The 22,296-nt window shown below is 65.0% G+C and carries 24 protein-coding genes; 10 read left to right on the top strand and 14 right to left on the bottom strand.

The window, feature by feature from the left end:
• Positions 1-23: 23 nt before the first annotated feature.
• The 6 genes from VGQ44_08850 to VGQ44_08825 all read right to left on the bottom strand — a co-directional run bounded on the left by VGQ44_08850 (position 24) and on the right by VGQ44_08825 (position 5,627).
• Complete coding sequence (locus tag VGQ44_08850; GenBank protein HEV8446917.1) at positions 24-818, bottom strand: ABC-2 family transporter protein; 795 nt, start codon at positions 816-818, stop codon at positions 24-26.
• Positions 819-822: 4 nt separating this feature from the next.
• Positions 823-1,608: an ABC-2 family transporter protein gene (locus VGQ44_08845; GenBank protein ID HEV8446916.1), complete on the bottom strand. Its 786-nt coding sequence runs from the start codon at positions 1,606-1,608 to the stop codon at positions 823-825.
• A complete protein-coding gene (locus tag VGQ44_08840) occupies positions 1,605-2,612 on the bottom strand; it encodes an ATP-binding cassette domain-containing protein (protein ID HEV8446915.1) in 1,008 nt (335 codons plus the stop codon). The genes VGQ44_08845 and VGQ44_08840 overlap by 4 nt, the downstream gene beginning before the upstream one ends.
• A 257-nt stretch (positions 2,613-2,869) precedes the next feature.
• A complete protein-coding gene (locus VGQ44_08835; protein HEV8446914.1) occupies positions 2,870-3,355 on the bottom strand; it encodes a YbhB/YbcL family Raf kinase inhibitor-like protein in 486 nt (161 codons plus the stop codon).
• A 151-nt stretch (positions 3,356-3,506) separates the two neighbouring features.
• On the bottom strand, positions 3,507-4,370 hold the full coding sequence (locus VGQ44_08830) for a DUF1028 domain-containing protein (protein ID HEV8446913.1): 864 nt from the start codon (positions 4,368-4,370) through the stop codon (positions 3,507-3,509).
• 93 nt (positions 4,371-4,463) lie between these two features.
• Positions 4,464-5,627: a histidine kinase gene (locus VGQ44_08825; protein HEV8446912.1), complete on the bottom strand. Its 1,164-nt coding sequence runs from the start codon at positions 5,625-5,627 to the stop codon at positions 4,464-4,466.
• 31 nt (positions 5,628-5,658) lie between these two features.
• Here VGQ44_08825 and VGQ44_08820 point away from each other — a divergent pair, with 31 nt between their 5' ends.
• Positions 5,659-6,435 carry a LytTR family DNA-binding domain-containing protein gene (locus tag VGQ44_08820; protein ID HEV8446911.1) on the top strand — a complete coding sequence of 259 codons (777 nt, stop codon included), beginning with the start codon at positions 5,659-5,661 and terminating at the stop codon, positions 6,433-6,435.
• A 4-nt stretch (positions 6,436-6,439) separates the two neighbouring features.
• Here the strand turns inward: VGQ44_08820 and VGQ44_08815 are convergent, their stop codons facing one another.
• The 5 genes from VGQ44_08815 to VGQ44_08795 form a co-directional block, all read right to left on the bottom strand.
• Complete coding sequence (locus tag VGQ44_08815; protein ID HEV8446910.1) at positions 6,440-7,009, bottom strand: RNA polymerase sigma factor; 570 nt, start codon at positions 7,007-7,009, stop codon at positions 6,440-6,442.
• 223 nt (positions 7,010-7,232) lie between these two features.
• Positions 7,233-8,384, bottom strand: coding sequence for a beta-propeller fold lactonase family protein (locus tag VGQ44_08810; protein HEV8446909.1), 1,152 nt, complete (start codon positions 8,382-8,384; stop codon positions 7,233-7,235).
• A gap of 507 nt (positions 8,385-8,891) precedes the next feature.
• Positions 8,892-9,377: a DUF417 family protein gene (locus VGQ44_08805; GenBank protein HEV8446908.1), complete on the bottom strand. Its 486-nt coding sequence runs from the start codon at positions 9,375-9,377 to the stop codon at positions 8,892-8,894.
• A gap of 46 nt (positions 9,378-9,423) precedes the next feature.
• A complete protein-coding gene (locus VGQ44_08800) occupies positions 9,424-9,819 on the bottom strand; it encodes a VOC family protein (GenBank protein HEV8446907.1) in 396 nt (131 codons plus the stop codon).
• A complete protein-coding gene (locus tag VGQ44_08795) occupies positions 9,816-10,265 on the bottom strand; it encodes a DoxX family protein (GenBank protein HEV8446906.1) in 450 nt (149 codons plus the stop codon). Before VGQ44_08795 ends, VGQ44_08800 begins: the two co-directional genes overlap by 4 nt.
• A 169-nt stretch (positions 10,266-10,434) precedes the next feature.
• Here VGQ44_08795 and VGQ44_08790 point away from each other — a divergent pair, with 169 nt between their 5' ends.
• Positions 10,435-10,896: a GNAT family N-acetyltransferase gene (locus tag VGQ44_08790; protein ID HEV8446905.1), complete on the top strand. Its 462-nt coding sequence runs from the start codon at positions 10,435-10,437 to the stop codon at positions 10,894-10,896.
• Between the two features lie 339 nt (positions 10,897-11,235).
• Here the strand turns inward: VGQ44_08790 and VGQ44_08785 are convergent, their stop codons facing one another.
• The gene (locus VGQ44_08785) at positions 11,236-12,489 is read right to left on the bottom strand and encodes a sodium:proton antiporter (GenBank protein HEV8446904.1); all 1,254 of its coding nucleotides are present in this window, start codon (positions 12,487-12,489) and stop codon (positions 11,236-11,238) included.
• Between the two features lie 112 nt (positions 12,490-12,601).
• Between VGQ44_08785 and VGQ44_08780 the strand changes: the two genes are divergently transcribed.
• The 5 genes from VGQ44_08780 (at position 12,602) to VGQ44_08760 (ending at position 17,197) form a co-directional block, all read left to right on the top strand.
• Positions 12,602-14,422, top strand: coding sequence for a chloride channel protein (locus VGQ44_08780; GenBank protein HEV8446903.1), 1,821 nt, complete (start codon positions 12,602-12,604; stop codon positions 14,420-14,422).
• The gene (locus VGQ44_08775) at positions 14,415-15,539 is read left to right on the top strand and encodes a tetratricopeptide repeat protein (GenBank protein ID HEV8446902.1); all 1,125 of its coding nucleotides are present in this window, start codon (positions 14,415-14,417) and stop codon (positions 15,537-15,539) included. The genes VGQ44_08780 and VGQ44_08775 overlap by 8 nt, the downstream gene beginning before the upstream one ends.
• Complete coding sequence (locus tag VGQ44_08770) at positions 15,536-16,087, top strand: MarR family transcriptional regulator (GenBank protein ID HEV8446901.1); 552 nt, start codon at positions 15,536-15,538, stop codon at positions 16,085-16,087. Before VGQ44_08775 ends, VGQ44_08770 begins: the two co-directional genes overlap by 4 nt.
• Positions 16,088-16,159: 72 nt before the next feature.
• On the top strand, positions 16,160-16,339 hold the full coding sequence (locus VGQ44_08765) for a hypothetical protein (GenBank protein HEV8446900.1): 180 nt from the start codon (positions 16,160-16,162) through the stop codon (positions 16,337-16,339).
• Positions 16,340-16,489: 150 nt separating this feature from the next.
• On the top strand, positions 16,490-17,197 hold the full coding sequence (locus VGQ44_08760) for an alpha/beta hydrolase (GenBank protein HEV8446899.1): 708 nt from the start codon (positions 16,490-16,492) through the stop codon (positions 17,195-17,197).
• A 9-nt stretch (positions 17,198-17,206) separates the two neighbouring features.
• On the opposite strand, the gene VGQ44_08755 is transcribed toward VGQ44_08760, so the two are convergent.
• A complete protein-coding gene (locus tag VGQ44_08755; GenBank protein ID HEV8446898.1) occupies positions 17,207-18,154 on the bottom strand; it encodes an MBL fold metallo-hydrolase in 948 nt (315 codons plus the stop codon).
• 758 nt (positions 18,155-18,912) lie between these two features.
• Here VGQ44_08755 and VGQ44_08750 point away from each other — a divergent pair.
• Complete coding sequence (locus tag VGQ44_08750; GenBank protein HEV8446897.1) at positions 18,913-20,046, top strand: HAMP domain-containing sensor histidine kinase; 1,134 nt, start codon at positions 18,913-18,915, stop codon at positions 20,044-20,046.
• A gap of 47 nt (positions 20,047-20,093) precedes the next feature.
• On the opposite strand, the gene VGQ44_08745 is transcribed toward VGQ44_08750, so the two are convergent.
• Positions 20,094-20,939: a hypothetical protein gene (locus VGQ44_08745; GenBank protein ID HEV8446896.1), complete on the bottom strand. Its 846-nt coding sequence runs from the start codon at positions 20,937-20,939 to the stop codon at positions 20,094-20,096.
• Positions 20,940-21,448: 509 nt separating this feature from the next.
• Between VGQ44_08745 and VGQ44_08740 the strand changes: the two genes are divergently transcribed.
• Complete coding sequence (locus VGQ44_08740; GenBank protein ID HEV8446895.1) at positions 21,449-21,589, top strand: hypothetical protein; 141 nt, start codon at positions 21,449-21,451, stop codon at positions 21,587-21,589.
• 206 nt (positions 21,590-21,795) lie between these two features.
• Positions 21,796-22,293, top strand: a complete 498-nt coding sequence (locus VGQ44_08735; protein ID HEV8446894.1) for a cupredoxin domain-containing protein — start codon at positions 21,796-21,798, stop codon at positions 22,291-22,293.
• The last annotated feature ends 3 nt before the right edge of the window (positions 22,294-22,296 follow it).

Genomic DNA, 22,296 nt, shown 5'->3' with positions numbered 1-22,296 from the left:
TTGAATGGTCTTCCTGGTCCGCCTCATGTAAACGTGGCGAAGCGGCTCCCGCTGCTATACGCCCGCAGCCCACGCGCGAATACCGATGACGCCACGACGGCGTATGCCACCACCGCGGCTCCGAGTGCCGATGCGGTCCACAGAGACGGCGCGCGGATCGCTTCGGCCGGCAAGTATCCCACGAAGCCCGCGGGGATCGCCGTGAAGAGAATCCAGCGCATCGGTCCCGTGAAGAGGGTGTCCGGATACAACGAAAACATGAGCGTCACCTCATACAGTTGACGGCTCGCCGACTCCGTTCGCCCGAGCCAGAACGCCGCGCTGTGCATCAACACGGCGGTCGACACCAGTACCATGGCGCCGGCGGCGCCCGCGGCGAGCACGATCGGAATGCCCACCGGCGCCACGCGACCGGAAAGCGAGATCATGATCAATCCGCTCACGATGTCGCCGAGACCTGACGGCTGCGACCGCAAGCCGGCGGCGTAGAGCAGCGTCGGTTTGGGCTGCGCGATCAGGGCGTCGAGCTCTCCGTCGTGGATCACGCGCGCCAGATACTGCGCGCCGCCCGCGACGAACACCGCGACGCCGTTCGCGAGGGCAACGACCCCGTACAACAACGCAACGTCGCCAAGCGAGTAGCCGCGAATCCGCGGCACGCGCGACATCAGCACGATCCAGAATGTGAAGAAGATCCCGTTGTTCACGGCCATCAACACGACGCGCATCGCGAACGCGCCGCGCTCGGCCATCGCCGAGCGCACGCTGGTGCGTACGAGGGCCGTCGCGAATCGGACGGTCGCCTTCGTGCCGGGCATCGCCTCAGCCTCCGTTTACGTTGAGTCGCCGCACAGCGCGGTTGAACGCCGCGCGCGTGATGATCCAACCCAGCAGAGCCCAGAACACCAGCGTCACCAACAACACTCCGGCCGGCATCAGCGGCTCGTTCGTCGCGAGCGACGCGGGTCCCGCCAGGAGCGCGGGAAAGGGCGTCAGCCGTGCGAGGCGCACGAAGAGCGCCGGATAGAACCGGAGCGGAAGCAGCAGCCCGCCCAACACGAACAGCAGCTTTTGCCAAATCCAGTACGCGGGCGCGATGTCGCCGAGCCAGAACGCAGCGACGCCGATCGCCACGTGAAAGAGGGTCACGACCGCTGCCGCGACGAGACCGACCGCGATGGCAACACCGAGCCCCCCGAGCCGCGTGGGCGGTCCCGCCATACTCCATGCAGTCACGCACGCGACGCCGAGCATCACAGGCGCGCGGACCGCCAGCGCGCCCAGCCCGTGCGCCAAGCGCGCTCCGAGCCAGGAGGCTGGACGCGTGATCTGATACGCCACGTCTCCGCGACGGATGTCGTCCTCGATCTGGAATTGCACGAGTGGAGCGCTCATGAGAACCCACTCGGTCAGGGCGAGATACCAGAGCATCTCCCCGCGTTGGCCCGTCGGTTGTCCCATCGTCGCGGTCGACTCTGCGACTGCGCGCCAGATCGAGGAAAAGACGCCCAGGATGAGCACGAAGAAGAGGACGCGCCCGAGCAACTCACCCGGCTCGGCACGCGCCTCCCGCAATCCCAGTTTCGCGAATGCTAGATACTTGCTCACGCGGCCTCTCCTTCGTCGTCGGCGCTTCGGTAGATGGAGCGAATGACCTCGTCCATCGGCGGATCATCGATCACCAAATCGCGCAGTGTCGTCTGGCGGAGCACCGCGTCCACGAGGGCACCGACCGCCGTGTCGCCGGCGTCGATCTCGACGGTCGTGCGGTGAGGAACCGCCGACACGACGCGCGCGCCAATCGCCGCCGGCAGCTCGACGTGCTCCGACGCCGTGACGAGCGTGACGCGGCGCGAGCGCAGGTATCGGCGTTTGAGCTCGCCGACGCTGGCATCGAGGAGAATGCGGCCGCCGTGAATGATGATCACGCGATCGCACACCTGTTCGATGTCGCCCGTGTCGTGCGACGTCAACAGCAACGTCGTGCCGTCCTCGGTGGAGCGCCGGTGCAGCAGCTCGCGGATCGTCGCCTTCGCGGTCACGTCGAGCCCGATGGTGGGCTCGTCGAGGAACAAGACGCCCGGTGCGTGCAGCAGACTCGCCGCCACCTCGCAGCGCATGCGCTCCCCGAGCGACAGCTGTCGCACCGGCCGATCGAGCAGCGGAGCCAGCTCGAACGCGTCGACGAGCGTGTCCAAACGCGAGCGCCACACCGCGCGCGGAATCTCGTAGACGCGCGCGAGCAGCTCGATGGTGTCGCGCGGCGCGAGCTGATACCAGAGCTGCGAGCGTTGGCCGAACACCGTGCCGATCGCGAAGCCGAGCTGGTAGCGGTCACGCCACGGGACCAACCCGGCGACGGTCACGTGCCCGCTCGTCGGCAAGAGAATGCCGGCGAGCATCTTGAGCGTCGTGGATTTCCCCGCGCCATTCGGCCCGATGAACGCGACGCGCTCGCCCGACGCGATGCGGAACGAGATTCGATCGACGGCGCGAACCGCGCGCGAGCGCGGCGCGACGACGTCCGCGACGCGCGCTCGAACCCCCGGCCCTCGGGCTTCCCGAGTGCGGAACGACTTGCTCAGCTCTTTGACATCGACGGCGATGGACATGGTCGGCGGCGACTGGGGGGAGAATCGCGCCGTCCGGGTGTCCCTGAAACAAAAACGCCTTTCCGGGAGACCCGGAAAGGCGCGGTGAACGCGGTCCCTTGCCGGTCCTATGCGGACGACCGCGTGGCGGCGACGTACGTAATGACGTCGGCCGGCAGGCAGATCCACTGGGACGGAAGGAATGCGTGAGTCATGTTATAGGAATACTGTGAATGACTGCGAGTTCTGTCAAGGGCCGAGTCGGTCGGCGGCCTCGCCTACTGCGGGCGCTTGTACAATCCGACGAGAACGGCCTTCGCTCTCACATGTCCGCCCATCGCGGCCGTTACCGCCGCCCGCGTCGCCGCCGGCGGTGCAGCGGTGGGCAGCACCGCGACCACTGTGTCGAGCGCGAACAACTCATACACGAAATGATGCGGTGGGCCGTTCGCCGGTGCCGCGGGAGCTCGGTAGTACGGCCCAGTCACGCTGATCTGCCGCGTGCCGTCGGGCTGCTCGGGACCTTGAGGAAAACCTTCGGGCAGTGCGCGCGCGGTCCCGGGAATGTTCCAGACGAGCCAATGCAGCACGTCGTCGGTGCCGTTGCCGGTCGCCGAATTCGGATCGTGCGCGATGAGAACGAAGCTCGTTGTGCTGTCGGGAGCGCCCGTCCATGCGAGAGGCGGCGAGACTTCGTGACCGGGTTGCCCGTACTTCGCGGGGATCGCCCCACCGTCGGTCCACGCCGTCGTGGTGAGCGTCATGACTTGAATTGCTCGCCCGCGCCCGCCTCCACGACCTCCTCCGCGTCCACCGCCACGCCCCGCGGGATTCTGTGCGCCTAGCACAGCAGCACTCAGCCCAAGCGCAAGCAGGGCGGTCGAGAGCGAAACACGGACGACTCGCATGAACGTCCTACTTGAACGAGGCGGGTTGCAGCTTGCGCCACGCGTCGTAGCGCATGCGCAGTGTCTTCACCGGATTCAAATCTTCGCCCGCGTGGATGGCGTTTGGACCTGGAAAATCAGGCTGCGAAACGGTGAGATACATCGAGTACTTGCCGTTGTTGTGCGCCCACGTCGCGTTGTCGGCCACCGGCTGCCCGATCTGATCCTTCGATTCGGCCATGAGGATGTAGGCGACGTGCGCCGTCTTCGAGGTACACGGCACGGCTTGCGTCGAGCCGTCGGTCGGTGGCGGGCAGGCGCACCGGCTGTCGCCGCCGGATTGGTCCGCGGCTTCCATCGCCGCCATCACGCGATCCGTGATCGCACCGTCGGTCTCGAGGAACGCTTTCACGGCATGCGGAACGACTTCGCCCGGACGCAGGATGTTTCCCTGAATCGAGTAATAGATCTGGGTCCCCGGCACCCGCCCATGTATGTCCTGCGAGACATAGCCGTTCGTAAGCCCCGAGTGGCCGGCGGCGCGCCCCCGCAGATCCAGAATGCCGAACTGCCGCCCCTGAAACGCGGGGTCCTGTGACAGAAGTTCTATGATCTTCTCTGGCGGCGTTCCTTTCTCGAGCTCCTCGAAGACCAGCATCTGATTGGCGTGCGTCCCGTCCACGTTGGCCTGGCACGCGGCGACACCTTTGCCCGGTACGACGACGGCCTGCACACCCATCAAAAACATGTCGTTGTTGTTGACGCAGGTTGCCGAGGCAATCACCACGCGGCCGGTGCTCAGATCCACCGCGATCACCGACCACGTCGCGAGGGCGCGCGACGGAAGTAGGACGGTGAGGCAAAGCGAGAGGAAGGGAAGAAGTCGTCGCATGGGCTGTCTCCAGCGCGTAAACATGCACGGACACCGGCTTGGAGCAAGCATGGCGCCGAGCCAGCGGGCTGAGTCGCCCTCATTCACAGAGGCTCATGGAAGCCCGAGCCCCGACGGCCGCCACGGCACGCTCACGACGACGGTGAAGCCGCCGGCTGTGTCGTTGCGGCACTCGAACCGATGGTCGCCTCCATAGAGCTGCTCGAGCCGGGCACGCGTATTCGCCAATCCCACGCCGCCCCCCGAGCCATTCGACGCGCTCGTCGTCATTCCCGGGCCGTCGTCGCGAATCGTCATGTCGAGGCGATCGCCGACGCGCCGCCCGACGATGTCGACACGGCCGCCCGTCTCTCGATGTCCGATGCCGTGCCGGATCGAGTTCTCGACCAACGGCTGCAGGATCAGCGTCGGCACGAGTCCATCGCGCGCGGCGGCATCGACGTCGATCGAGACGCGCAATCGCTCCTGGAATCGCGTCTGCTGAATGTCGAGGTACGACGAAAGAATCTCGAGCTCCCGCGAGAGCGGCACCTCGTTCGTCGCTTCCAGGTCGATCGAGAGGCGGAGCAGCTCGCTCAGTCGCGCGATGACCCGGTCGGCGGCATCGTTATCACCCTCGCGCACGAGAACCGAGACCGTATGCAGCGTGTTGAACAGAAAGTGGGGATGGAGCTGCATGCGGAGCACGTCCAACTGCGCTCGGGCCAATTGCGACTCGAGATGGGCCGCTTTGAGCTCTCTGTCCCGAAAACGGCGGTAGTAGTCGAGCGCGTACCCGGCGCCGAGGATCGACCAGTAGACCAGGGCGTTCAGCGGTAGAGTGTCGAGAATGCCCGGCCACTCGACCGCCAGCATCGGGATGGCGCGTCCAATCCAATAGCGGACCGTCACCTTGGCGAACGCGATCGCCACGCCGAGCACCAGATGCGGGACGATCACGCGGAGCCATCCGCGCCCAGTGAAGGAGATGCGAGCGCCCAACCAGAGCACCAACGGCGCGAACAGGGCCCACAAATACCAGTCGGCCAACATCGTCGCGAAATTCGCGGCCCATTCCGCGATCGGATATCCCCCAGGGCGGCCGTGACCGTAGCCGCTCATCAGCGCGTACACGAGCGCCGAGAGGCCCGTGAAGAGGGCGGCGATGGTCGTCCACAATGCGGCATACCACGCCCAGCGCGTGAACACCGCAAGCCGCGTTTTCGGCAACGCGGGCGTCGAAGGGGACGCGTCTGGAATCGGTGGAGGGAAGGCCATCGTTGATGAAGATTCGGCCGGAGGCTAGGGTATGTCCATGGCAATTCGCGCCCTCATCGTGGACGATGAGTCGATCGCCCGCAAAGGCCTCCGTACGCTGCTGCGCGACGACGAGGACATAACGATCGTGGGCGAGGCGCCGAACGGCCGGCACGCCGTGACGGCAATCCGGGAGTTACATCCGTCGCTCGTGTTTCTCGATGTGCAGATGCCGGAGCTCGACGGCTTCGGCGTCATCGATGAAGTCGGCGTCGACGCGATGCCGGCCACGATCTTCGTGACGGCGTACGACCAGTACGCGCTCGCTGCGTTCGAGGTTCACGCCGTCGGCTATTTGCTCAAGCCGTTCGATCGCGACCGCTTTGCGCGCACGCTCGATCATGCGAAAAAGCGACTTGCGCTGCCCGCCGAGCAGGGACTCGGCCCCGAGGCGATGAAGATGCTCGACGCGCTTCGCGCACAGCGACGCTATACCGATCGTCTGCTGGTGAACACGGATGGCCGCATCATCATCGTCAAGACGGCGGACATCCGGTGGATTGAGGCGGCCGACAACTATGTGCGCCTGCACGTCGGCACCGGGTCCGGACATCTGTTGCACGAGAGCATGCGCGCCCTCGAGGAACGGCTTGATCCCGCGCGCTTCGTGCGTGTCCACCGCTCCGCGATCGTGAACGTCGATTCGATAAAGGAGATCCAGCCTTGGTACGCCGGCGCCTTGATCGTCATCCTGCAGGGCGGCGAGCGCCTCACCGTGAGCCGCTCGTTTCGCAACCGAGTGCTCGCGATCGACCGCCCTCCCGAGTGACGGCTCACGCGGCGATGACGCCATGGTCTTGGGCCAGCCGGAACAAGCGTGATTGCAGCGTCTTTCGAGCGCGATGAAGCCGTGACCGTACGGTGCCCACCGGGATTCCGAGCGCATCCGCGATTTCCTGATACGACAACTCGTCCACGAAGTACATGCTCGCGACGACGCGGTGCTCGTCGGGCAAGCGCCGGAGCGCCGCCGCCACCTCGTCCGAATCGAACTCGGCGAGTACAGAAGGATCCCGGCCGAACGATCGGCGGCCGCCGTCGGTGCTCTCCATGAGCGTCAACTCCGGCGCGCTGTCGAGGTGCACTTGCTTGTCCGCCCGCGATGTGCGGCGCCGAGTCAGAAACGCGTTCTGGAGAATCCGAAAGAACCAGGCTTTGAAGCTGGTACCAAGCGTGAATCCGCCGAACCCACGAAGCGCGTGCAATACGGCTTCCTGAACGAGGTCCTCCGCGTCGGCGCGCTCGCCCGTGAGGCGGATCGCGACGCCGAAGGCCGAGTCGAGCAGTGGATACAGCAACGATTCGAATGTTGGCGATGTTGCGGCGACGGCGACGTCCGACATGGTCGTGCCCTCCGAGGCGTTGGCCAGGTTTTGTGTCCGGCGCCAGAGTAGGGCATAACCCGGGAAGACCCAACGAAGATTCCGCCAAATGCACGTGTCATCCGCCAATGGTCGTTTAGCCGGGTGAGCGTTTGAGCGTCTCGAGTGCACATGCGACGATAGGCGAAGCGCAACAGCCCCGCGCGATGGCGCGGGGCTGTCATTTTCACTCCGACGCTACCAGCTAGTACGCCGCTAGTCCCTGAAGCCCCTGCGATGCCGCGAGACCGCCGATGCCGGCCAGTGGCGCGAGGCCCCCATTCCCCGACACGGCAAACGCTCCGATGCGACCGGCACCGCTCTCGAGCACATACAGGAAGTGGTCGCCGCGGCTCAGATCGAGATCGAGCGGCGACGAACCGGCACCGGTACTGCCACTCACACCGCTCGGCACGAGGAGTTGCAGCGAACCGTTCGCGATGCCATAGCCGGAGATCGTGCCGCTTCCTGCGTTCGCGGTGAACGCGAACCGGCCGTTCGTCGTCGCGATGAGCCAGCATGGCGCGGCTTGGCCATTGGTCGAAACCGACGCGCTCTCGACATTCAAGGCATCGTTTGAGCCGACATCGTACAGAGACGCGGCCGCGCTGCCGGCCTCCGAGACGGCGATCTGGTCGCCGTCGACGAAGTCAAAGCCGAAGGGCGAGATCCCGCTCGATGGACTGCTGACCGGCTGCCCCAACGCACCCCGCGCCCCGATTTGGTAGACGTCGATCGTGCGGCTGTTCTTCTCCGTGACGACGAGCAACTGACCGTCACGGCTCGCGCGAACCGCGGCTCCGCCGGAGGCTCCCGCGCTGAGCGGTGCCGACGCGGCGGCGTCTGGCGTGAGCGTGCCATCCTCACCGATATCGAAGCCGGCAACGTTGTTCGACCCGGCGTTCAGCACGTACAGCGTGTTGCGCGCGACGGCGAGACTGACAGGCAGCGTGCCGCGCGAGCTCGTTGTGCCAAGAAGCGTCAGGTTCGCGCCGACGACGCGGAACGTCGAGATCGTGCCGCTGCCAGCATTGACGACGAACAACAGCTTGGCGTCCTCGCCGTCGAGGATGAGCGAGTACTGCGACGCGAGCGGATCGGTCGTGCCGCCGATCCCGTTGCCGCCGGTGCCGAACGTCCCGGCGTAGGTGAGCGAGCCGTCTCCGGCGCGGGCAAATGCGACGACCGCATTACCGGCGGCGGCGTTGGTCTGCGTGAACACGGCGCCCGACGCGCCGTCGCCGTGATTGGCCTCGAACGCGGGGGCGGTCGGCGCGGCCGAGCGCGGGCCGGTCGGTGCTTCGCTGCACGCCGCCAGACTCAGCGCGGCAAGGGTCGCAAGAAGTGAGCTGCGCATGCTAAGAATTCTCCAAAGCGTAACGAGAAATGCGCGAAACGTCGCGCGCGTTGTTGGTTGTTCCCGGGTGCCTTCCGAACGAAGAGCGCCGGAAAGAGTTCCACATCGCGCGTGACTGAGATGTACGGATTCCTTTGTGGAACGTCGGTGCGCGGCGTCGCGTTCCGCCTCTTCTTGGTGGGCCTGTACGACTTCAAGTGCAACGATTTTCGCGGAGACACCACGGATTTCGCGGAAAGAGCACCACCTTTTGGGAACGACCCCTGGAAGCCAGACCATGGCACGCCGCGGCCATCGCACAAAGTCCTTCGCTGTTTCGCGTAATCCGTGGTTCTCCGCGAAATCCTTCCAGTAGCGGCGTTTCTGTTGTTCTGCCGTCCTACCTCCGGACGCCACGTGTGGAACGGCCGAGGTCGCTCCAAAACATTCGTTGCCCTTTTCCGCGAAATCCGTGGTGTTTCCGCGAAATCGTTGCAGTACCGGCAGTTGGTTTGCCCTTCGACGCCGCTAGAACGGTCGCCCGCCGACGCGCGCCTGAGCAGCGTCGAACGCCTCGCCGGCCGTCCACATCGCCGCGCCGAGTAGCGTGAGATCCTTGAGCAGAAACCCCGCGCTCTCGCCGACATGGGGCGTCGTAACGAGGAAGCTCAGCGTGACGAAGAACATTCCAATTGCGGCCGTGCTCCCGATAGCCGAAGCGCGAGGCCACCATCGTCTCAAGACGATCAGCAGCGCGATGATCAGCTCGACGCCTCCAATCGCCTCGGAACCACCCCGAACGCCGAAGGTTGGGTAGAGCCAGAAAAGAAATGGACTGTGGCTGACCATCGGTTCGATGCCCTTCGCCTCTGCCGCCGTCCACTTGAGCGCGCCGAAGAACAGAAGGAAAAGCACGAGCGAATACCGGAGCACAAAACTCCCGACCGACCGGAGCCGACGCGCCAGAGCGGCGCGGTCCGCGACCGAGGAAACCAGAGAATGGCTGGAAGACATTGACGACCCTTGAAAAGCGTGATGTGAGAAGTGACAGGCGACGGGCCTACGCGGCCCAAATCCCCCGCTGAAGAACGACGCGATAGCCGTCGAGATCGGCGAAGGTGCGACCGGCGACGTCCCAGTACGGGTTCAACGAGGGCACCTGTCGAAACCCGGCGTCGATCATCCGGGCGCAACCCGCCTCCCATTCCGACTCGCTCGGGACGTAGAAGACGAGCAAGTCGTCCGGATCGGGCGCCGCCGCGACGCCGTGTTCGGGGCGCGTGGTGAACTCGAAGTGATACGGATGGCCCGCGTCTCCTAGAATGACTCCGCTGAATCCTTCGTGATCGACGAAGCGCGCCAGCGTCGTGAGGCCGAGGCCAAAGCGATACATCTCGGCGATTTCCTCGAGCTGATTCGTCGGCCGAGCGACCCGTAACGTCCAGACGCCGCTCATCGCCGCCGACTCCACCAGTCGTCGACCGAAAGCGCGGTCGGACCACTGAGCGCGAGCGCGATCAACGCGGCGATGTACACCAGGTTGATCTCGTAGCCGGGTGGCCCAAACAGGGGGCCTTTGAGCGTGAGCCCGATCGTGTTCACCGCGCTGAAGCCGTAGCGGCCGTTGACCGTGAACGTCGCCACGACCATCGCGACGATGAGCGGCAACGCGACGAGCGACACGAACGCTCCGGTGATCAGCGCCAGGCCGCCGCCGATCTCGAGCAACGTCACCATCCACGCCGTAGGCAGCGGAAACGGCGTTCCGACGAACTGTAGGAGTTTTGCAAACTTCTCCGGGCCGCGTTGGTACTTTGCCAGCCCGTGGATGAGAAACCCGGCGCCGGCGGCCAGTCGGAGCGGAAGGAGGGTCCACCGGCGGCGGTCGAACGGCGAAATCATGTGGCGACTGGGTTGAGAGTTCATGGTCGCCGCGGAAGTCGGGAGCGCGCGGAATAGTTCCGCGAGCTTTGCTTGGAACTTTGAGCGGAGATACGCCTTCAGCAGATGCGTTCGATTGTCTGCGTGTACGTTGCCGCCCCCGGTTCATCTGCCACGGTTGATCTATTGTATGCCGCAAACTGCATCCGCCTTCGTCGTGCGAGCCGCGCAATCGACGGACAGCGTGCGAATGCTCGACATCTGGGAGCGTTCGGTCCGCGCGACGCACCATTTTCTTACGGAGAACGACGTGCGTGCCCTCGCGCCACTGGTGGCGGCAGAGCTCGAAAGTGACGCGTTTGGCTGGTGGGTCCTCGAGGCCGCCGACACGGTGGTCGGATTCCTTGGAGTTGCGGGCAACGCGGTCGAGGCCCTTTTCCTGGATCCTGCACATCTGCGGCACGGAGGCGGGCGGGTGTTGGTCGAGCATGCACAACGTCTCGCACACGTTCCGCTGAGGGTCGACGTCAACGAGCAAAACGCCGCGGCACGACGCTTCTATGAAGCACTTGGCTTTGTCGTCGTTGCCCGATCGCCGACGGACTCCGCCGGCCGAGCCTTTCCAATCCTGCACATGAATCGCACTCGATGACCGCACAGCCCGACTCTCCACGGCACGACGTGATTCCCGTCGCGTCCGATGCGGAATGCGAGCCGCTCTGAGCGTTCCTGGCCGACCGGATCTACGAGTTCAACGTGAATGCGGCCGGGTATGCGGACGGTCGTCTCCTCGCCGGCTGCGTGCGGAGTGGCTCCGGTGAGATCCTCGCGACGCAGGACTTTCAAGCGCCGGGGTTCTACGACCGGATGGATATGAACGCAAGTACGCCATCGAAGGATGTCCGAGCGGGCACTTGGACATCCTCTACGTGAAGCCTCTGCGCTGAGTCGTGAGCGACGCTGCGGCGGGCGAATCGACGACCGCCGAACGTCAATCCGCGGCGAGGTGAGTAGCCGGGTGACGCAGTAGTGTCCCGGTCACGAGCGGAATGGTCAGGCCTTGTATCAGGAGTGAGAGGATGACCACACCGAACGTCATGTCCACGAGGAGCGCGCGATTGGCAAAGTCGGGCGGCAGCGCGAGAGCCAGGACCATGGCGAGCGCGCCGCGCAATCCGCCCCAGGCGATGAGCGCGCCCCATGCCGCGGACATGCGCTCACTCGAGCCGCGAAGAACTCCGGCCACGGCGGCTACGACCACCGCCCGCGTGAGCACGACGGCGACAAAACCAACGGTGATCGGCCACAGCGACGCCAAAAGCGCGGCGGGGTGCACCTCGAAGCCGATCAGCAGGAACACCACCGAATTGAGGGCGAATGCCACGTATTGCCAGAAGGCGTCAGCGGCGATACGCGTAGCCTCGGCAAAGGCCGTGTGCCGTGCCGTGCCCAGGACCAATCCGGCGACGACGGTCGCGATGACGCCCGATGCGTGAAGATCCTCGGCGACGACGAACGAGCCATACGCCGCGATCACCGTCAGCGTAATCTCAACCATCGGCTCGTTGATGCGCTGGGTCACGCGTTCAACGAAGAGGCCAATCGCGACGCCGATCACTGCACCGCCGCAAACGACGAGAACGAAGCGTCCCGTGAGCTCCGCTACGCCCGAGGAGGCTCCGGAGACGTATGCGAGAATGAGGGTCAGGGCAACGATCGCCGTGCCATCGTTGAACAGACTCTCCGCCTCGACCAGAGTCGTCAGCCGCGGATCGACACCGATCTTGCGAAAAAGACTGACGACCGAAATGGGATCTGTCGCCGAAACGAGCGCGGCAAAGACGAGGCCATCCTTCCAGGTGAAATCGCCCCGCAGGCCACTGACCTGAAGGACCCAGGCGATGAGGAGACCTGCCAGTGCGATTGCCAGCACGATGCCCGGACCGGCCAGGAGAGTCACGGCCCGCCAGCTGCGGCGAAGCTGGGACACGTGCAGGTTGTACGCCGCCTCGAAAACGAGCCCGGGGAGAAATAGCGAGAACAAGAGCGTCTTCGTGAGATGCGGAGGATCGATGACGTGAAACGATCCCACGACGAGGCCCACGACGACGAGAGCCACCGTGTAGGGGACGCGCGTCCGCGTCACGGCGATGGCGACGATGCTCGCGAGCGAAAAAAGGATGATGAACGCGTGTTCCACGTGACGGTCGGCCGCTTCGGTCGGATTGCGTGTGTCCTGCGCCACCACACGTTAAGGAGCGACGTCGTCCGTGCGCAAACTCGCGGGCCGAGCCGCGAACGCGGCACAAAGCGGGGTATCCCCCCTATATTACGAGGTGGCACCTGCGGCCCTCTCGATGGAGCGCTCACTGACGTCGGAAGCGACACAGACAATCGACGTGGGCGAATCCCCCTGGTACGCACGACTCGTCGTGCTCGTCGAAGATCTTCGCCGGCGCGAGGATCGACTCGCCCTCGCGTTGAGCCTTCTGATCGGGGCGCTCGTCGGACTGGTGGTCGTCGCCTTCATCCTGCTGACGGGCCGGCTCGCGGCGCATATGTATCCGCCCGGCGGCGCCGCGGCGTGGCGACGTGTCGCCGTGCCGGTCCTCGGCGCGCTCGTCACAGGGTGGCTCCTCTATCGCTTTTTCCCCGACGCGCGCGGCAGCGGGATTCCCCAGACTCGTGCGGCCATCTTCATCAACGACGGCCGCATTTCGCTCCGCACCGTCCTGGGCAAATTCCTCTGCTGTTCGACGTCGCTGGCCAGCGGGATCGCCCTCGGGCGCGAGGGCCCGTCCGTTCACATCGGGTCCGGCATCGCTTCCGTGATCGGCCGACGGCTCGGCTTCAGCACACAGCAGATCAAATGGTTGATTCCGGTCGGCGCCTCGGCCGCGCTCGCCGCCGCATTCAACACGCCGATCGCCGCTGTCCTCTTCTCACTCGAAGAAATCACCGGCGACCTGCACGCCCCGATTCTCGGCTCCGTCGTACTGAGCTCGACGACATCGTGGATGGTGCTCCACATGGTGCTCGGCGACGAACCACTCTTTCATGTCGCGGCGTACCACCTCGTCGGTCCGTCGGAGCTGATCGTCTACGCGGCGCTCGGCATCATCGGAGGACTTGGCTCCGTCGCGTTTGTCCGGCTCCTCCTCGCGCTCCGCAAGGCATTCGCGCGACTCCCAAAGTCGACCGTCTGGTTGCAACCGGTCGCCGGAGGCCTCTGCGTCGGTCTCTTCGGCTTCTTCGTCCCTCAAGTCCTGGGCGTCGGTTACGACCAGGTCGATCACGCGTTGAGCGGCGATCTCCTCCTGCGCGCGCTGGTGTTGTTCGGCGTATTGAAGATCCTCGCGACCGCCATGTGCTACGCCTCCGGCAATGCCGGTGGCATCTTCGGGCCGAGCATGTTCATCGGCGCGATGATCGGGGGGGCGGTGGGCCAGGTCGCGCACCAGCTGCTGCCGGCGACGACGGCGGGCCCCGGCGCCTATGCGCTCGTGGGCATGGGCACCGCGTTCGCCGGCATCATCCGCACGCCGCTCACGTCGGTGATCATGATCTTCGAGGTCACCCGGAACTACACGATCATCGTGCCCCTGATGATCTCGAATCTGCTGGCATTCTATATCTCTCAAAAGTTTCAGCGGGAGCCGATCTACGAAGCTCTCGCCCGCCAAGACGGACTGCACCTTCCGAGCGGCGAATTCCGCACGGTCTCTCGGCGACTGCGCGTGAGCGCCGCGGCGAGACCGGCGCCCGTGCCCCTGACGCCGGAACTGACGCTGCACGACGCGATGCGCCGAGTCGAGGGCTCTCCCCTCGGGTCGTGGCCCGTCTCGAACGACGGCGGTCTGCTGGGCATGGTTCGCGTCTCCGACATCGCGGCGGCCGTCTCCGAAGGCCGTGGATCGAGCCCCCTGGAAACATTGAGGGAAGCGTCGGGCGGGGGCAAAGCGGAGACCGATCTTCCGCACGTTCACGGCGACCATCCGCTCGCACTGGCGCTGTCCCGCATGGGGTCGACGCGACACACGGTCTTGCCCGTCGTAAGCCGAGCGAACGTGCGCAGTTTGCTCGGTGTCGTCACGATCGACGACGTCCTTCAGGCGTATGGCCTCGAGCATTCGCCTGAGACGCTTCCCCCGAGTGTCGCACGCGCCAAACATGTCTGACGCGACTGCCGGGTCGGTGCGCGTGGTCAATGCGCCCCTGTTCATAGCAACGATCGGGGGAATCGCGGCGCTCATCGTGATGTTCCTGTCGCTCGATCTGTTCCTCGCGCACATCGATCAGCGAGAGTCGATGTCTCGTGCGGCGGCAGAATACACGAGCGGCGTCGCGCTGCTCCGCGAGGGCCGCGCCGCGGACGCACGGGACCACTTCCAGATCGCCGTGTCGATCGAGCGATCGAACATCGACTATTCGCTCGCGCTCGCCGAGGCATTACTCGAAGAAGGACGGGTGACCGACGCCGAATCCACACTTCAGAGCCTGCTCCAACGAGCCGAGAACGACGGAGCCGTGAATCTCACCATGGCACGCGCCATGGTTCGCCAAGGGCGGGCCGAGGAGGCAAAGGCCTATTTCCATCGAGCCATTTTTGGCCGGTGGGGTGCCGATTCGGTCCCGCGCCGCTACGAGGCGCGGTTCGAGCTCATTGACTTTCTGGCGGCACAAGGCGCCTCTCGAGAGCTCCTCGCCGAGTTGCTCCCGATGGAGGATGTTCCGTCCGACAGTCTGAGCCTGCGGCGGAAGCTGGGCGGACTTTTCATTCTGGCAGGTTCGCCGGCGCGGGCGGCCAACATGTTTCGCGAAGTGATCCGTAACGATCCCGACGACGGTCAGGCGTACGCCGGAATGGGTCGGGCGGAACTTGCTCTCGGCAACTTCCGCACGGCGCGAGCCGATCTCGCCGAGGCGGTGCGACGTCTACCCGATGACTCAGCGGTCGCGCGACGCTTTGCTCTCGCTGACACTGTTCTGAGCCTGGACCCAACGGCCCGCGGCATCGGGTCGAGGGCGCGATTGGATCGCAGCCGCGCGCTCCTGCTACGCGTCGCCTCGAGGCTAGAGTCGTGCGGCGGTCCACGAGCGGCGGTCGTCGACTCCGCCATCGCACTGCTGGCGAGAACGTCCGCGCGCTCTCGGCGCGGCCCTGTCGACTTCGACGCCGAAGCCGAGCCGATATTGGCTGCCGCGGCCGACACTTGGGCAGGCCGCCCGCGCGGCTGCGCCTCGGCCGCGAGTGACGAGGTTCTCCCGCTCTTGATCACGAGAATCACCCAATGAGCGCGAGGCGAGCCAAGATTGCGGGAAATCAATCAGGGCGGGGGGCGGGTCGCCGCGCGAACGACGTGACGACGGCCGTGAATTCCTTTCGCCGCCTGCTTCGCGAGCTCAGAGTCGTGGCGCGCCGCACGGAAGAGACAACCGGTCTCAGCGCGGCACAGCTCTTTGTCTTGTCGGCGGTCGGAGAGTCGTCGGGCTGCTCGATCAATGAGGTGGCGGCAGCCACGATGACCGATCGAAGCTCTGCCGCGGCGATCGTCGATCGCCTCGTGAGCGCTGGCTACCTGATTCGGGAAAAGTCCGAGGGCGATCGTCGTCGAGCGTCGATTGTTCTCACGTCGCGTGGCCGCCGCGCCATTCGAACGGCGTCGCCCGCGCCAACCACACTCCTCGTTCGTGGTCTCAGCAAGATTCGACCGAACCAACTCCGCGAGTTGACACGGGGTGTACTGGCCCTCACGCGCGCGATGGGGATCGCTGAGGAGCCTCCGCGCATGCTCTTCGAGGACGGGCGTGACCGAATGGGCCGGCAAGCTCGAGCTCGATGAGCGATCCCATCGGGCATTACGGCACATTTGCTGCTCCGCTCGGTGAGCGCCACCCAAGCCACGAGGGCCACCATGGAGCACACGCACGAATTCGATTGCATCGTTTGCGGCGCCCACTTCGACTCGCAGGACGATCTTGCGCGTCACGACCGCGAGCAACACGAGCCGCGACAGGCCTCGCAGGCCGACGGCAACGCCGAGCCGATTGGCAACGAACAGCGGCGACCGGACCACGAGAACGACAGTCGTTAGCGCTCACATCGAGGCATGTGCTTCCAGCGCTGCGGACCACCGACCTCCAAGCGCCCGCCTGGAGCGCGCCCCTAATCGTCTGCTCCGCCTCCCATTGCCCGGCATTGCTCTTGCCGCGGCCAGTCGCTCGTCCGCTACCGGGAGACTTCAATGGACGCAAGCGACATCCCGAACGTCGTGCTCGTGCACGGCGCCTTCGTCGATGGCTCAGGCTGGGAGGGCGTTTACAAGATCCTCAGGCGCGACGGTTATAACGTCAGCATCGTTCAGAATTCAACGGCGTCGTTCGACGACGACGTCGCGGCCACCAAGCTCGTCATTGCTCAACAAGACGGTGCAGTGCTCTTGGTCGGCCACTCGTACGGCGGCGCGGTGATCACTGAGGCAGGGAACGAACCGAGCGTCGTCGGGCTCGTGTACATCGCGGCGTTCGCTCCGAGCGAAGGTGAATCGGTGGGCACAATGACCAAGGACCCGCCGCCCGGCGCGCCGGTGCCGCCGATTCTGCCGCCGGTCGACGGTTTCCTCTTTCTCGACAAGACCAAGTTCCAGGCGTCGTTCGCGGCCGACGTCGACCCGGACAAAGCGGCGTTCATGGCCGCGTCTCAGGTGCCGTGGGGGACGGACGCGGTCGAGGGGAAGAACAAGACCGCCGCGTGGAGATCGACACCGAGCTGGTTCTTGGTGACCGCCGAAGACAGGATGATCCCGCCGGACGCGCAGCGGATGATGGCCAAGCGTGCGGGCGCCTCGGTCGTCGAGGAACAAGCGAGCCACTCGATCTTCGTGTCGAAACCGGACGTCGTCGCCGCTTTCATCGAGAAGGCCGCGAGCGGGGTCCCCATCGGAACGACTTAGGCCAAGGGCTCAGTCCACGACGCGCCCGGCGTCAGCGGCTCTTTTCCGAGCGCGGCGATCGGCGATTGGTTTCGGTGTCGCGCTCGTGATGCTTCGCCACCACGGATCGATCTCGATCGAGCGCGACGGCTCGACCGGGGCGCCGAGTTTCGGCATGAGCAACGGCACACGCGCCGGCGTGCCGAGTGTGACGAGCGTTTCGGCGGGCTCACTCCACGGATGAATCGCGAGGTTGAACGTCCCCCAGTGGATTGGCAAGAACGCGCCGCTGCCGAGCATGCGATAGGCAGTGAGCGCATTCGCCGGCCCGAGATGGATGTCGCCCCACGCCGGGTGATACGCGCCAATCTCGATCGCGACCAAGTCGAAGGGCCCCAGGCGGCGCGCGATCTCTTCGTATTCTCTCGTGAGTCCGGTGTCGGCGCCGAAGTAGAACGAGTGTTTCGGCCCGCGAAAGTGGAAGGACGACCAGAGCGTCGCGTTGCGGTCCTTGATTCCTCGCCCCGAGAAATGCTGCGCCGGCGCGGCGGTGATTTTCACGCCGTTGATCTCAGCCTGTTCCCACCAATCGAGCTCCGTGATTCCCGTTGGCGGAATGCCCCAGCGCTCGAGGCGTTCTCCCACACCGAGCGACGTGATGAACGGCGTGGTCGCGCGCGTCTTCACGAGCGACAGGACGGTCGGGCGATCGAGATGGTCGTAGTGGTCGTGCGAGATGATGATCGCGTCGAGCGGCGGGAGCGCGTCGAGGCGAGCCGGTGGTGGGTGAAAGCGCTTCGGTCCCGCAAATGCGACGGGAGAAACCCGATTGCCCCACACCGGGTCGGTGAGAATGCGTACGCCGTCGATCTCGACGAACAGCGTCGAATGTCCGAGCCACGTGACGCGAAATCCGGACGTCGGCGGCCTGTTCCAGAACGGAAGCGGGTCCACCAACGGCAACGGCGTCGATGGCACGCGGTCCTCGCTCGGTCGAAGAAAGTCCCGCACCGTCGGGCGCTCGACGCCGGGTTTCAATCCTGGTGACACGGGAAATGTGTTCTGAAACACTCGCCCGTCGAACCGCGGCGATGCGCGCATCCGTTCACGACGGAGGTCGCTCGCTGTGTGCCGTGACTTCATTATGTAGTTAGTGCGCCTTGGCGAGAACTGACCGAGGAAAAACAGAGTTCCGAAAAAGGCGTCGAAGCCGCGGATGCGCGAATCACCAGCGGCTTCCCGCCCCCCCCCAACGGACCAGACGACGGACGCGCCCGGGGAACGACTAAACCAAAAACTAAAAAGAACGGCTATCGGCTGCCGGTCCCAGTTCCAGGGTCACCCGATCCGGGCTTCTGCGTTGCTCCGCCTGAGCCGACGGACGGGTTTTGCTCTTCCGAGCCGGCCGACGAGTCGCCAATGCCGCCGCTCGATAAACCTCCGGGCGCGCCGCTCATTCCGCCACCCTGTTTCTTGAACCCCCCGGAGCTCCCCGGAGTCTGTTCCTTTTCGCCGTCGCTATCGGGGTCGGTCTGGTCGATTCGGTCCTTCTCGTGGTCCGCCACGGTTCCTCCTCGATGGTTGCGCGCATCCGGAAGCCAGTGCTTCCGGCGGACCGAGGTCAAGCACTAACGGTGCCATGCGTCACCAAAACAAAACGCCGAAGCCGTATCGCCTCGGCACGGTTAACGCGGGATCGCCCGCAGCGAATGACCACTGACAACAATCACAGTCCTATGCCGCAACTCTCGCGGTTCATCACAGAGCAGAGGCAAGCCATCCTGGGCGCGTGGGAGGCCTTCATCAAGGAACTACCGGCCGCGGAACGGATCGATGCCGCCGCCGCGCGCGGTCACGCGCAGTCGATGCTCAACGTCATCGCCGCCGACCTCGAAACGTCGGAGACCGATGAGCAGCGCGATCTGAAATCGCGGGGACATCTGGACGCCGCGCGCGCGGATACGCTGACTCCGGCATCCCAGCACGGACTCGGCCGAGCGCTGGGCGGTGTAGGCGTCGAGGCCACGGTGGCGGAGTTTCGTGCTCTGCGAGCGAGCGTCATCGGCCTCTGGATGGAGCAGCAAAAGCAGGCCGGACCTTCCGAGCTCGAGGACATGAGGCGTTTCGACGAGGCGATCGATCAGGCGATCGCCGAGTCCCTCGCGCAGCACACACGGGAGGTCGAGCGCGCGCGCGATCGGTTGCTCGCCGTACTTGGCCACGACTTGCGGACGCCGCTCACCGCGGTTCTCGCGTCGAGTCGGTTTCTTCTCGACGAGGACCATCTAACGCAGGCGCAACGCGACTTGATCACCATTGTGGAGCACAGTGGACATCGCATGACGCAACTCATCGACGACCTGCTCGATGTGGCGCTCACCGGGCTAGGGCAGGCGATCCCCCTTCGGCGCGATCGCACGGATCTCGGCGCGCTCGTTCGCGACGTGGGGAATGAAGTCGGCGCAACTTCTCCAACGGCGCGAATCGATGTTGAGACCAGCGGGGTGCTCGTCGGTGAATGGGACCGAACGCGGCTCGAACAGGCCTTCACGAACCTTCTGAGTAACGCGATCGAGCACGGATCGCAGGGGAAGCCAATCCGAGTGAGCGTGTCCGGCGACGAGGAGAATGTGATGATCGCCGTTACGAACGAAGGCACCGTGATTCCGGCCGACCAGATTGGCGGCCTCTTCCAGCCGATGAAGAGCACCGCCGACGACCGCGCCGACAGAGGCCATCTGGGTCTTGGGCTGTACATCGTCGACAGAGTCGTCGACGCCCATGGCGGGAGCATCGACGTACGATCGTCCGAGGACCGTGGCACGACGTTCCGCATCACGCTGCCGCGCCACGAGCGAAGCACGGAATGACGAAGGCCCGGGCGTCTGCCCGGGCCTTCGCCGTCCAGGAGCCATGGTTAGTGGATCGCGGTCAGTCCGATAATTCCCAACGCGATCGCGCCGAGAATCGCGGCCTTTCCGTTCAAGAACGTTCCGTACTGCGAGCGATTCCAGTATCCATCGTCGTACCCGCGCTGGAACCCCTCGCTGAAGTAGTAGCTGTAGTCGCTTTGCGGCACGTAGGCTCCGGTGTACCCAAAGCCGTCGGTCTCGAAATCGAGAGCGCGCTGAAAATTCGCCGGTGCGCCATCGTCGCGGTCGATTGAACCGGCCCGATAGCCCTGTTCATACCCCTGGTTGACCGCTTGCCGTAGAACGTCTGCTCCGTACTGGCTCGTCTCACGGTACACGCCGCGGATGTTGTAGCGGTACGCGTATCCCAGCCGAGCGTCACGATCGCGGTCGTAGGCGCGGTTCAACTGTGCCTGCCGCTCTCGCTCGAGCTCCGCTTGCTGCTGGGCCCGTTGTGCGCGCTCAAGTTGGTCTCGCTGCCGAGCCTGATTCTGCTGCCGGTCGCGCCACTGGTCGTTCTGTTGGGCGGCTCGACGCTGATTCTGCTCCGCAGCGGCCCGAGCCTGGTCCGCGCGAGCCTGCTCCGCACGAGCCTGGTCTGCACGAGCCTGGTCTGCACGCGACTGATCATCGCGAGTCCGATCCACCCCTCGTTGCTCCGATTCCCCACCGCGCCAGTTGCCGCTCGGACGTTGCTGATTCTGCGGCGGCGTTTGTACGTGCTGATCCTGGTGCTGTTGTTGGTGCTGATCCGGCTGGCCGCGTCGATCGTCTCGACCGCGCTGCGCCTGTGCTACCGACGCCACGAGCAGGAGCGCCGCTGTTCCCGAGAGTACCCGTATGTATTTCATACTTCCCCCCAATCCTTTGAATTCCACATCATGAAATACCCTCGAAAAGGCCGCGCGTGCCGCGCCACGGGGCGGAACATTGGGCGCGGTATTTCAGGACAGGTGTCCCACCGGTGCAGGACAGCTGTCCGCAGGCTTACGAGCGCACAGTCGGCGGCATCGCCGGGCACTGTGCGAGCGACTTGAAGACGGCGACCATTCGCATTGACGGCCGGAAGCGCGGCGCGCTCCTTGCCTCGTCGAACGGCATGTCAAACGAGAACGTGCGAAGGGTGCCGAAAGCGCGGCGGATTCGTGTCCGTCCCGCAGCCCGAGACGTCGATCCGGTACGCGAACACACTCCGCCGCAGGAGATCGTGAGTTTTGTAATTCCCAAGCACGCGCTCGCGGCGATCGACCCCATTGCCATCATCGGCGAGGCCCGTCGCGCAGGCGTCAGTGGACTTCGCATTGGGGTCAACGACCGCGGGGCCAGTGCCAGCGAAAGCAGCGTGACATGTGGCGTAGTCATGGCCGTCCGTCTGGTGCAAGCGATCGAGCGCGCGTCCACGATCGCCGCGAACAAATGCGATGACGTGCTCTCCTCGGATCTCGCCGTGGCCTACCGCGAAGCGCGCAATGCGCTCGGGACACGCGCGCCGTTGGCCTGAGCCGAGCGTTTCCCCGGCGAGCCATCGAATCATGACGGCCGGCGGTGATTCAGCGATTCGTAATAGTGATCCAAAATTTTACTGGACCGTCCGGCCCGACCCTGCCATGGTTCAGGGATGCGAGACCAAGAACGGTCGGCCGCCGAACTGCGAGCGCGCCTCACTGAGCTGGCGTGGCCTCTCTCCCCGTACGACGAGCAACCATCATGTTGCCACGACTCCGACGCCTGTTCCTCTCGGTCGCTGTACCGCTCGTCGCGTGTACAAGCCGTGCGACGCCAGCAGCCGACCTCACCCGTCCATACGTCGCTCAGACGCGTCACATCACCGTCACCACGGTTCCGCTTCTCGTGAAAGAACAGCAGAACGTGCTTCCGTTCCTGAAGCAGGATTTTGGGAAGAGCGGCGTGCTCGAGGGCAAGGAGGTGTACGCCTTTTCACCGTCGACCATGACGGTGGTGGAGGGCGATACCATTCACTTCACGTTCGTCAACCCCGAGGACGACGACCACTCGTTCGTCCTGCCGGATTTCGTCGTGCCTCTTCCACCGCAGAAGTCCTTCGACACGACTTACGTCGCGCGACATGCTGGGATCTTTCCGATCGTGTGCGCCGTTCAGTCGCACCTGCCGATGATGTCGGGACAACTCGTGGTCCTGCCGGCGGCCACGATGGCCGGCCCCGCCGTCGCGGGGAAGCAGTGATGT

Source organism: Gemmatimonadaceae bacterium, assembly GCA_036003045.1.
Lineage (GTDB): Bacteria > Gemmatimonadota > Gemmatimonadetes > Gemmatimonadales > Gemmatimonadaceae > JAQBQB01.
Note: the sequence above shows the minus strand (reverse complement) of the source record. Positions and strands in the feature narration are given on the sequence as shown.

What these genes read in the sequence shown, in the direction of transcription:
- VGQ44_08850 (HEV8446917.1), bottom strand. Translation starts at nt 818, where the DNA reads ATGCCCGGCACGAAGGCGACCGTCCGATTCGCGACGGCCCTCGTACGC.
- VGQ44_08840 (HEV8446915.1), bottom strand. Translation starts at nt 2,612, where the DNA reads ATGTCCATCGCCGTCGATGTCAAAGAGCTGAGCAAGTCGTTCCGCACT.
- VGQ44_08835 (HEV8446914.1), bottom strand. Translation starts at nt 3,355, where the DNA reads ATGACGCTCACCACGACGGCGTGGACCGACGGTGGGGCGATCCCCGCG.
- VGQ44_08830 (HEV8446913.1), bottom strand. Translation starts at nt 4,370, where the DNA reads ATGCGACGACTTCTTCCCTTCCTCTCGCTTTGCCTCACCGTCCTACTT.
- VGQ44_08825 (HEV8446912.1), bottom strand. Translation starts at nt 5,627, where the DNA reads ATGGCCTTCCCTCCACCGATTCCAGACGCGTCCCCTTCGACGCCCGCG.
- VGQ44_08820 (HEV8446911.1), top strand. Translation starts at nt 5,659, where the DNA reads ATGTCCATGGCAATTCGCGCCCTCATCGTGGACGATGAGTCGATCGCC.
- VGQ44_08815 (HEV8446910.1), bottom strand. Translation starts at nt 7,009, where the DNA reads ATGTCGGACGTCGCCGTCGCCGCAACATCGCCAACATTCGAATCGTTG.
- VGQ44_08810 (HEV8446909.1), bottom strand. Translation starts at nt 8,384, where the DNA reads ATGCGCAGCTCACTTCTTGCGACCCTTGCCGCGCTGAGTCTGGCGGCG.
- VGQ44_08805 (HEV8446908.1), bottom strand. Translation starts at nt 9,377, where the DNA reads ATGTCTTCCAGCCATTCTCTGGTTTCCTCGGTCGCGGACCGCGCCGCT.
- VGQ44_08800 (HEV8446907.1), bottom strand. Translation starts at nt 9,819, where the DNA reads ATGAGCGGCGTCTGGACGTTACGGGTCGCTCGGCCGACGAATCAGCTC.
- VGQ44_08795 (HEV8446906.1), bottom strand. Translation starts at nt 10,265, where the DNA reads ATGATTTCGCCGTTCGACCGCCGCCGGTGGACCCTCCTTCCGCTCCGA.
- VGQ44_08790 (HEV8446905.1), top strand. Translation starts at nt 10,435, where the DNA reads ATGCCGCAAACTGCATCCGCCTTCGTCGTGCGAGCCGCGCAATCGACG.
- VGQ44_08780 (HEV8446903.1), top strand. Translation starts at nt 12,602, where the DNA reads ATGGAGCGCTCACTGACGTCGGAAGCGACACAGACAATCGACGTGGGC.
- VGQ44_08775 (HEV8446902.1), top strand. Translation starts at nt 14,415, where the DNA reads ATGTCTGACGCGACTGCCGGGTCGGTGCGCGTGGTCAATGCGCCCCTG.
- VGQ44_08770 (HEV8446901.1), top strand. Translation starts at nt 15,536, where the DNA reads ATGAGCGCGAGGCGAGCCAAGATTGCGGGAAATCAATCAGGGCGGGGG.
- VGQ44_08765 (HEV8446900.1), top strand. Translation starts at nt 16,160, where the DNA reads ATGGAGCACACGCACGAATTCGATTGCATCGTTTGCGGCGCCCACTTC.
- VGQ44_08760 (HEV8446899.1), top strand. Translation starts at nt 16,490, where the DNA reads ATGGACGCAAGCGACATCCCGAACGTCGTGCTCGTGCACGGCGCCTTC.
- VGQ44_08750 (HEV8446897.1), top strand. Translation starts at nt 18,913, where the DNA reads ATGCCGCAACTCTCGCGGTTCATCACAGAGCAGAGGCAAGCCATCCTG.
- VGQ44_08745 (HEV8446896.1), bottom strand. Translation starts at nt 20,939, where the DNA reads ATGAAATACATACGGGTACTCTCGGGAACAGCGGCGCTCCTGCTCGTG.
- VGQ44_08740 (HEV8446895.1), top strand. Translation starts at nt 21,449, where the DNA reads ATGGCCGTCCGTCTGGTGCAAGCGATCGAGCGCGCGTCCACGATCGCC.
- VGQ44_08735 (HEV8446894.1), top strand. Translation starts at nt 21,796, where the DNA reads ATGTTGCCACGACTCCGACGCCTGTTCCTCTCGGTCGCTGTACCGCTC.